The sequence below is a fragment of the Streptomyces sp. NRRL S-1022 genome (assembly GCF_000720135.1).
Lineage (GTDB): Bacteria > Actinomycetota > Actinomycetes > Streptomycetales > Streptomycetaceae > Streptomyces.
On record NZ_JOIU01000003.1, the window covers coordinates 264,623 to 273,207 of the forward strand.

The window sequence follows — 8,585 nt, forward strand, 5'->3', positions numbered from 1 at the left end:
CTGTACGGACAGACCCGCCGAAGGTGTGGAGGCACGGGGGATGACGATCGACTGGGACCGGCGGACCTGCGCGCGCAAGGGCCATGTGACCTACGCGCCCGACGACCCCCGGCTGCGGATCAGGCTGCACGCCCAGACCGCGCTCGGGGAGGTCTGGCGGTGCCTGCGCTGCGGTGACTTCGTGCTCGGCGAGCCGCGCGGCTCGGGACCGGCCGCCGAGGCGCCGCTGGTGCCGCGCGGCAAGGTGATCCGCGACCTGTTCGTCCTGCGCTTCCTCGCCGTCGAGCGGGCCGTGCGCGGGGTGTTCATCGTGCTGGTCGCGGCCGCGGTGTGGAAGTTCAGCAACAGCCAGGACGCCGTCCGCCGCCTGTTCGACGAGTACCTGGACGTCTTCCGCCCGGTCTTCCGGCACTTCCACTACGACCTCGACCACTCACCGGTCGTCGGCTCCGTGCAGAAGGCGTTCGGTTACCGGCATTCCACGCTGCTGCTGGTGGCCGGCCTGCTGCTCGCCTACGCGCTGGTCGAGCTGATCGAGGCGGTCGGCCTGTGGTACGCCAAGCGCTGGGCGGAGTACCTGACGGTGGTCGCGACGGCCGCCTTCCTGCCGCTGGAGGTCTACGAACTCACCGAGCACATCAGCTGGCTGAAGATCGCCACCCTGGTGCTCAACATCCTCGCCGTCCTCTACATCGCCCTGACCAAGCGGCTGTTCGGCCTGCGCGGCGGACGCCGGAAGTTCGACGAGGAGCGGCGCAGCGCGTCCCTGCTGGAGGTGGAGGAGTCGGCGGGCGTCGTGCACGCCTAGGCCCCGTTCCTCCGCCGCTCTTGCGTTGACGCCGACGTCAACCCCTACCGTCGTGGTCATGCGCATCGGCGAGCTGGCCGCGCGGGCCGGGACCACGACACGCACCCTGCGGTACTACGAGGCCAGGGGGCTGCTGCCGGCCCGGCGTGACGGCAACGGACACCGTACCTACGACGAGGACGACCTCAGACTGCTGCGGCAGATCCGCACGCTGCAGGACTTCGGGTTCGACCTGGAGGAGACCCGGCCGTTCGTGGAGTGCCTGCGCGCCGGGCACCCCGAGGGCGACTCCTGCCCGGCCGCGCTGGTGGTCTACCGGCGCAAGCTGGCCGAGCTGGACGCGCTCATCGGCCAGCTGTCCGCGGTACGCGAGTCGGTCGCCGGGCAGCTGGCGCGGGCCGAGCGGGCCCGGGACGAGCTGGCCGTCGAGGCGCTGGTTCCGGGAGGTCCGGAACCCCTGTGCGAACTGGGAGGGCAGGAGCGGTGACGAAGGCGACGGGTGTGCCCGAGGTGGGGGACGCGGACTTCGAGACGGAGGTGCTGGCGTCGGAACTGCCGGTGCTGGTGGAGTTCACGGCGGACTGGTGCCCGCCGTGCCGGCAGATGGCGCCGGTGCTCAGCGCCCTCGCCGCGGAGGAGGGCGAGCGGCTCAAGGTCGTCCAGCTGGACGTGGACCACAACCCGGAGACCACGAACGCGTACAAGGTGCTGTCGATGCCGACGTTCATGGTGTTCCAGGGCGGTGAGCCCGTGAAGTCGATGGTGGGGGCGCGGCCCAAGCGGCGCCTCCTGGAGGAGCTGGAGGACGTGCTCTAAAGCGGCCCCGCCCACAGAAAATCCCCCGGGTAATTGCGCCCGGGGGATTCCTGTGCGTATATTCAGTGATTCGTGACTTTCATTTCGAGGGCCACGAATGACGTTTACTGAGCAGAGTATATCCGGGCGGGAGCGGAATTGTCAAACACCGAATTTCCAGACGATGAAATCCGGCACGAGCAGGAATTCATCGACGGACTGTACGCGCGCGTGGACGTGCTGCGCGGCGACGCCGAGACCTCCGTCGCGGACGCGCTCGCCCAGGGCGACAAGCCCATGCAGGCCCGGCTGGAGCGGGACATCCTGGTCGCCGAGCGTTCGGGGCTGCTCGCCGCGCTGAACGCCGTGGACGGCTCGCTCTGCTTCGGCCGCATCGACCTCGCCGACGGCACCGAGCACCACATCGGCCGGATAGGGCTGCGCGAGGAGGACGCCGAGCGCACCCCGGTGCTCATCGACTGGCGGGCCGACGTCGCCCGTCCCTTCTACCTGGCCACCGGCCACACTCCGATGGGCCTGCGCCGCCGCCGGCACATCGCCTCCGAGGGCCGTACCGTCACCTCGCTGCACGACGAGATCCTCGACCTCGGCGACGCCACCCGCACCGGGCACGAGGACCCCAGCGGCGACGCCGTCCTGCTGGCCGCGCTGAACTCGGCCCGCACCGGCCGGATGAGCGACATCGTGCAGACCATCCAGGCCGACCAGGACCGCATCATCCGGGCACCGCACCAGGGCGTGCTGGTCGTGGAGGGCGGCCCCGGCACCGGCAAGACGGCGGTCGCCCTGCACCGGGCGGCCTATCTGCTGTACGAGCACCGGGAGCTGCTGGCCCGCCGGGCCGTCCTCATCGTCGGCCCGAACCCGGCCTTCCTCGGCTACATCGGCGAGGTGCTGCCCTCCCTCGGCGAGACCGGCGTGCTGCTGGCCACCGTCGGCGAGCTGTTCCCCGGCGTGCGGGCCACCGCCGCCGACACCCCCGAGGCCGCCGCCGTGAAGGGCCGTGCCGGCATGGCCGACGTGCTCGCCGCCGTCGTCCGCGACCGGCAGGCCCTGCCCGACCCGGTCATCGCGATCGAGCACGACCGCGAGGTGCTCATGCTGGACGAGGGCCTGGTGCGCGTCGCCCGCGAGCGCACCCGCGCCGCCAGGCTGCCGCACAACGCGGCCCGCGAGCACTTCGAGGGGCACATCCTCAACACGCTCACCGAGCTGTACGCCGAGCGCGTGGGCACCGACCCCTACGACGGCAGCAGCCTGCTCGACGCCTCCGACATCACCCAGATCCGCGACGAACTCGCCGAGAACCCCGAGGTCTGGGACGCCGTCGACCAGCTGTGGCCCCGGATCACCCCGCAGCGGCTGGTCGCCGACTTCCTCGCCGCATCGGACGGCCACCTCCCCGAGGAGGACGCCGACGCGGTCCGCCGCCCGGTGACCCGCGCCTGGACCGTCGCCGACGTGCCCCTGCTGGACGAGGCCGCCGAACTCCTCGGCGAGGACGACCGGACGGCCCGGGCCCGCGCCGAACGCGAACGCGAGACCCAGGTGGCGTACGCCCAGGGCGTGCTCGACGTCTCCTACGCCTCCCGGACCTACGAGTTCGAGGACAAGGAGGCCGACGACCCGGACGCCTCCGAGGTGCTGTCCGCGCACGACATCATCGACGCCGAGCGGTTCGCCGAGCGGCAGGAGGAGGCCGACCACCGCAGCGCCGCCGAGCGGGCCGCGGCCGACCGCACCTGGGCGTTCGGGCACATCATCGTGGACGAGGCGCAGGAGCTGTCGCCGATGGCCTGGCGGCTGCTGATGCGGCGCAGCCCCACCCGCTCGATGACCCTGGTCGGCGACCCCGCCCAGACGGCGGAGGCGGCCGGCGTCGGCTCCTGGGCGGACATCCTCGCGCCCTACGTCGAGGACCGCTGGGAGCACACCCGGCTGGGCGTCAACTACCGCACCCCGGCGGAGATCATGGACCTGGCGGCGGCCGTGGTCCGCGCCGAGCACCCGGACTTCGAACCGCCCAGCTCGGTCCGCTCCACCGGCGAACGCCCCTGGGTACGCCACGTCGCCGACGACCTGCCCGGCGCGGTCGCCAAGGCGGCCGCCGAACTCGCCCCGGCGGAGGGCCGGCTCGCGGTGATCGCCCCGCGCGCCCTGCACCGCTCGCTGGCCGCCCGCCTGGACGGCGTCACGGCCGGCGCCGAACCGGATCTGACGCGGACGGTCGTCCTGCTCGACCCCCGCCAGTCCAAGGGCCTGGAGTTCGACGCCGTGCTGGTGGTGGAGCCGGGCGCCTACGGCACCAGCGACCTGTACGTGGCCCTCACCCGGGCCACCCAGCGGCTCGGCGTGCTGCACACGGGCTCGCTGCCGCCGGGCCTGGCCGGCAGCGAGTGACGGCGGGGGGGCGGCCCTGCGGGGGCTGCGGGTGCTGCCGCCCCCGGGCTCCTGAACGGGCCCGTCAGAGCCGCCGCCACCGTCCCCGGCGCCACGACGATCCGCCGCATGTCCTCCCCCTCCGCCCCACCGGGCGCCGAGCGTGGACGCGGCGTGGGGCGGAGGGCGAAGGGCAGGTCAGGCCGGACGCAGCCACACCGTCGCCAGCGGCGGCAGGGTCAGCCGGATGCTCGCCGGCCGGCCGTGCCAGGGCTGCGGCTCGGGCTTGACGACGTCCGGACGGGTGACGTCGCTGCCGCCGTAGCGGGCCGCGTCGGTGTTGACGGCCTCCACCCAGGCGGGGACGTCGTCCGGCACCCCGAGCCGGTAGTCGTGGCGGACCACCGGGGACAGGTGGGAGACCGCGAGCAACGGGGTGCCCTCGGCGTCGCGGCGCAGGAACGCGAAGACGTTGTCGTCCGCCGCGTCCCCGGTGATCCACTCGAAGCCCGCCGGGTCGGTGTCCCGCTGCCACAGCGCCGGACTCGCCCGGTACACCGCGTTCAGGTCCGCCACGAGGTCCCGCACGCCCCGGTGGTCCGCCTCGGCACCGTACTCCGGGTCGAGCAGCCACCAGTCGGGCCCGCGCACCTCGGACCACTCGGCTCCCTGGGCGAACTCCTGTCCCATGAAAAGCAGTTGCTTGCCGGGATGGGCCCACATGAAGCCCAGGTAGGCGCGGAGCCCGGCGCGCTGCTGCCACCAGTCGCCCGGCATCTTCGACACCAGCGACCGCTTGCCGTGCACCACCTCGTCGTGGGAGATCGGCAGCACGTAGTTCTCGCTGTAGGCGTACACCATCGAGAACGTCATCTCGTGGTGGTGGTAGGCCCGGTGCACCGGCTCGTGGCTCATGTACTGCAGCGAGTCGTGCATCCAGCCCATGTTCCACTTCAGGCCGAAGCCGAGCCCGCCGAAGCCGCTGGGGCCCTTGTGGTGGGTGGGCCGGGTGACACCGTCCCACGCCGTCGACTCCTCGGCGACGGTCACCACGCCCGGGCAGCGCCGGTACACGGTGGCGTTCATCTCCTGGAGGAAGGCCACCGCGTCCAGGTTCTCCCGGCCGCCGTGCTCGTTCGGCGCCCACTGGCCCGGCTCGCGCGAGTAGTCCAGGTAGAGCATCGAGGCGACCGCGTCCACGCGCAGCCCGTCGATGTGGAACTCCTCGCACCAGTACACGGCGTTCGCGACCAGGAAGTTGCGCACCTCGCGCCGCCCGAAGTCGAACTCCAGCGTGCCCCAGTCGGGGTGGGCGGCCCGCCGCGGGTCGTGGTGCTCGTACAGCGGGCGCCCGTCGAACTCGGCGAGCGCCCAGTCGTCGCGCGGGAAGTGCGCCGGCACCCAGTCCATCAGCACCCCGATACCGGCCTGGTGCAGCCGGTCCACCAGGTACTTGAAGTCGTCCGGGGTGCCGAGCCGGGCCGTCGGCGCGTAGAACCCGGTGACCTGGTAGCCCCAGGAACCGCCGAAGGGATGCTCGGCGACCGGCATCAGCTCCACGTGCGTGAAGCCCAGCTCGCTCACGTACGCCGGCAGCTCCTCGGCCAGCTCGCGGTACGTCAGGCCCGGCCGCCAGGAGGGCAGGTGGACCTCGTAGACGGAGAACGGCGCCTCGTGGACCGGGGTGTCCGCCCGGTGCGCCAGCCACTCGCCGTCGCCCCACTCGTGGTGCGAGGCGCACACGATCGAGGAGGTGGCGGGCGGCACCTCGGTACGGCGGGCCAGCGGGTCGGCGCGCAGGGTGCGCGAGCCGTCCGGGCGGGTGATCTCGAACTTGTACAGCTCGCCCTCGCCGATCCCCGGCACGAACAGCTCCCAGACCCCGGTGCCGCCGAGCGAGCGCATCGGGTGGCCCGTACCGTCCCAGAAGTTGAAACCGCCCGTGACCCGCACGCCCCGCGCGTTCGGCGCCCACACCGCGAACCGGGTGCCGGTGACCCCCTGGTGGGTGGTGACGTGCGCGCCGAGCGCCCGCCACAGCTGCTCGTGCCGGCCCTCCCCGATCAGGTGCAGGTCCAGGTCGCCGAGGGTGGGCAGGAAGCGGTAGGCGTCCTCCGTCTCGTGCACCGTGCCGTCGTAGGTGACCAGCAGCCGGTGGACCGGGACCTCGGCGAGCGGGAGCAGGCCGGAGAAGAAACCGTCGCCGTCGTCGTGCAGTTCGGCCCGCAGCCCGTCCGCGACCACGGTGACCGCCTGCGCGTACGGGCGGAACGCGCGGAAGGCCACGCCGCCCGGCACCGGGTGCGCGCCCAGCACGGAGTGCGGATCGTGGTGGGTGCCGTCCAGCAGCCGCGCCCGGTCGCCGGCGTCGACGGCCGGGGACACGGCGACCTCCACGACGGGCGCCGGCGCCTGCGCGGGCACCGGCACGGCGGGCGCCGGCACCTGCGGCGGGACGTCCACGGCGGGCGCGGGCGCCTGCGCGGGGACCTCCCGGACCGGCGCCTTCCGGGCGGCGGCCTTCTTCCTGGCCGCGGCTTCCTTGTCGGCCGGGGACGGCTTGTTGGCCTTGGGGGTCACGGACGAGCCTCCTGGTCGGGCAGAGCGAGGCGGCGCACCGCGGTCAGCGGCACGGACAGCCAGTCGGGGCGGTGCCGGGCCTCGTAGACGACCTCGTAGACCGCCTTGTCGGTCTCGTAGGCGCGCAGCAGCACCGGGTCGGTGCGCGGATCGCGGCCGGCGACTTCCGCGTACCCGGAGCAGTAGGCGGCCCGGCAGGCGTGCGCCCAGTCCGGGGCGGGCGGGGTCACCGAGCGGGCCGCGTAGTCGAAGGAGCGGAGCATCCCCGCCACGTCCCGCACCGGCGGCTGCGGCATGCGCCGCTCGGCCAGCGGCCGGGCCGGCTCGCCCTCGAAGTCGATCAGCGACCAGTCACCGGACGGCGAGCGCAGGCACTGCCCCAGGTGCAGATCGCCGTGCACCCGCTGGGCGGTCCAGGTGTGGCCCTCGGCGGCCAGGTCGGCCAGCGCCGCGTACGCCGAGCGCAGCCCGTCCTCGTACGGCCGCAGCGCCGGCACCGCCTGTACGGCCGCGGCCAGCCGCTCGGTCATGCCGTCGACCAGCGACTGCAGTTGTACGTGGCCGAGGGTGACCGTGGGCAGGGCACGGGCCAGCGCGGTGTGCACCTCGGCGGTGGCCCGGCCCAGCGCGCGGGCCTCGGCGGCGAAGTCCTCGCCCTTGGCCAGCTCGCGCAGCGCCAGTTCCCAGCCGTCGGCGGCACCGCTCACGAACGGCTGGAGCACGGCCAGCACGTACGACTGCGCGTCCACGTCGGCGTTCAGCCAGGCCGTCGGCGCGGGCACCCGGGGGCAGCCCTCGCGGGCCAGGGCCAGCGGTATCTCCAGGTCGGGGTTGACGCCGGGCACCACCCGGCGCAGCAGCTTGAGGATGAACGTATCTCCGTAGACCACCGACGAGTTGGACTGCTCGGCGGTCATCAGCCGGGCCACCAGGCCCGGGCGTATCTCCTGCCCGGACTCCCGCTCGAAGCGCAGCGCGCCGATGCGGGACCGGGTGCGCAGGGCCTCCAGCAGCACCTCGGCGGGCCGGGCGTCGTGCAGGGCCTCGTACACCGTGCGTCCGGCGAGCGGGCCTTCCGTCACATGGCCGATGAGCGCGGGCGCCAGCCGGGGCGGCAGCGCCTCGCGCACGCCTATCAGGAGCTGGTAACAGTCGCCCGGGTGCGGCGGTGCGCCTGGCACGGCGGGCTGCTGGACGCGCAGCAGCAAGTGGTAGAGGCCCAGTCGGCCGTCGGGCGGCAGCAGTTCGGTGACCGACACGGGGGTGAACCCGGTGACCGGACGTCCCTTGCCCGCGAACCAGCGCTGCCGGGGCAGCCAGGCGCGCAGCAAGGGGTCGAGCGAGGTGAGGAGAGGGGTGGTGCCGGAAGAGGTGACCGTATCCGCCATGGGCGTCACGTCCTTTCCCCGGGGGTCGTCGGGGTGTTACTACTGCGTGCCCCGGGTGGGGCGGTGGAAACGCGGCACCGCCCCACCGGACCGCGCTACGTGGGTTCCGCGCGCAACCGGAACCAGTAGAAGCCGTGCCCCGCGAGGGTGAGCAGGTACGGCAGCTCGCCGATCGCGGGGAACCGGACCCCGCCGAACAGCTCGACGGGGTGCCGCCCGCCGAACCGGCTCAGGTCCAGCTCCGTGGGCTGTGCGAAGCGGGAGAAGTTGTGGACGCACAGCACGAGGTCGTCCTCGTACTCGCGCAGGAAGGCGAGCACCGCCGGGTTCGACGACGGCAGCTCGGTATAGGACCCCAGTCCGAAGGCAGGATTCTGCTTGCGGATCTCGATCATGCGGCGGGTCCAGTGCAGCAGCGAGGAGGGTGAGGACATCGACGCCTCGACGTTGGTGACCTGGTAGCCGTAGACCGGGTCCATGATGGTGGGCAGGAAGAGGCGTCCCGGGTCGCAGGACGAGAAGCCGGCGTTGCGGTCGGGTGTCCACTGCATGGGGGTGCGGACGGCGTCGCGGTCGCCGAGCCAGATGTTGTCGCCCATGCCGATCTCGTCGCC

The 8,585-nt window shown here is 73.0% G+C and carries 7 protein-coding genes; 4 read left to right on the plus strand and 3 right to left on the minus strand.

The window, feature by feature from the left end:
- The first annotated feature begins 40 nt into the window (after positions 1-40).
- From IG05_RS0104660 to IG05_RS0104675, 4 genes are all read left to right on the plus strand, one after another.
- The gene (locus IG05_RS0104660) at positions 41-808 is read left to right on the plus strand and encodes a DUF2127 domain-containing protein (protein ID WP_030339393.1); all 768 of its coding nucleotides are present in this window, start codon (positions 41-43) and stop codon (positions 806-808) included.
- A gap of 58 nt (positions 809-866) precedes the next feature.
- Positions 867-1,295: a MerR family transcriptional regulator gene (locus IG05_RS0104665; RefSeq protein WP_030339394.1), complete on the plus strand. Its 429-nt coding sequence runs from the start codon at positions 867-869 to the stop codon at positions 1,293-1,295.
- A gap of 14 nt (positions 1,296-1,309) precedes the next feature.
- The gene (gene trxA, locus IG05_RS0104670; RefSeq protein WP_037812974.1) at positions 1,310-1,624 is read left to right on the plus strand and encodes a thioredoxin; all 315 of its coding nucleotides are present in this window, start codon (positions 1,310-1,312) and stop codon (positions 1,622-1,624) included.
- Positions 1,625-1,792: 168 nt separating this feature from the next.
- Complete coding sequence (locus tag IG05_RS0104675) at positions 1,793-4,024, plus strand: HelD family protein (protein ID WP_030339398.1); 2,232 nt, start codon at positions 1,793-1,795, stop codon at positions 4,022-4,024.
- Between the two features lie 177 nt (positions 4,025-4,201).
- Here IG05_RS0104675 and glgB read toward each other — a convergent pair whose 3' ends face one another.
- The 3 genes from glgB to IG05_RS0104690 all read right to left on the minus strand — a co-directional run.
- Positions 4,202-6,583 carry a 1,4-alpha-glucan branching enzyme gene (gene glgB / locus IG05_RS0104680; RefSeq protein ID WP_078893896.1) on the minus strand — a complete coding sequence of 794 codons (2,382 nt, stop codon included), beginning with the start codon at positions 6,581-6,583 and terminating at the stop codon, positions 4,202-4,204.
- Positions 6,580-7,971, minus strand: coding sequence for a maltokinase N-terminal cap-like domain-containing protein (locus IG05_RS0104685; protein ID WP_030339403.1), 1,392 nt, complete (start codon positions 7,969-7,971; stop codon positions 6,580-6,582). The genes glgB and IG05_RS0104685 overlap by 4 nt, the downstream gene beginning before the upstream one ends.
- Before the next feature lie 95 nt (positions 7,972-8,066).
- On the minus strand, positions 8,067-8,585 hold a 519-nt coding region (locus tag IG05_RS0104690; protein WP_030339404.1), incomplete at its 5' end, for an alpha-glucosidase C-terminal domain-containing protein.

Coding starts and splice junctions, on each gene's coding strand:
- IG05_RS0104665 (WP_030339394.1), top strand. CDS start 867: ATGCGCATCGGCGAGCTGGCCGCGCGGGCCGGGACCACGACACGCACC.
- IG05_RS0104660 (WP_030339393.1), top strand. CDS start 41: ATGACGATCGACTGGGACCGGCGGACCTGCGCGCGCAAGGGCCATGTG.
- IG05_RS0104685 (WP_030339403.1), bottom strand. CDS start 7,971: ATGGCGGATACGGTCACCTCTTCCGGCACCACCCCTCTCCTCACCTCG.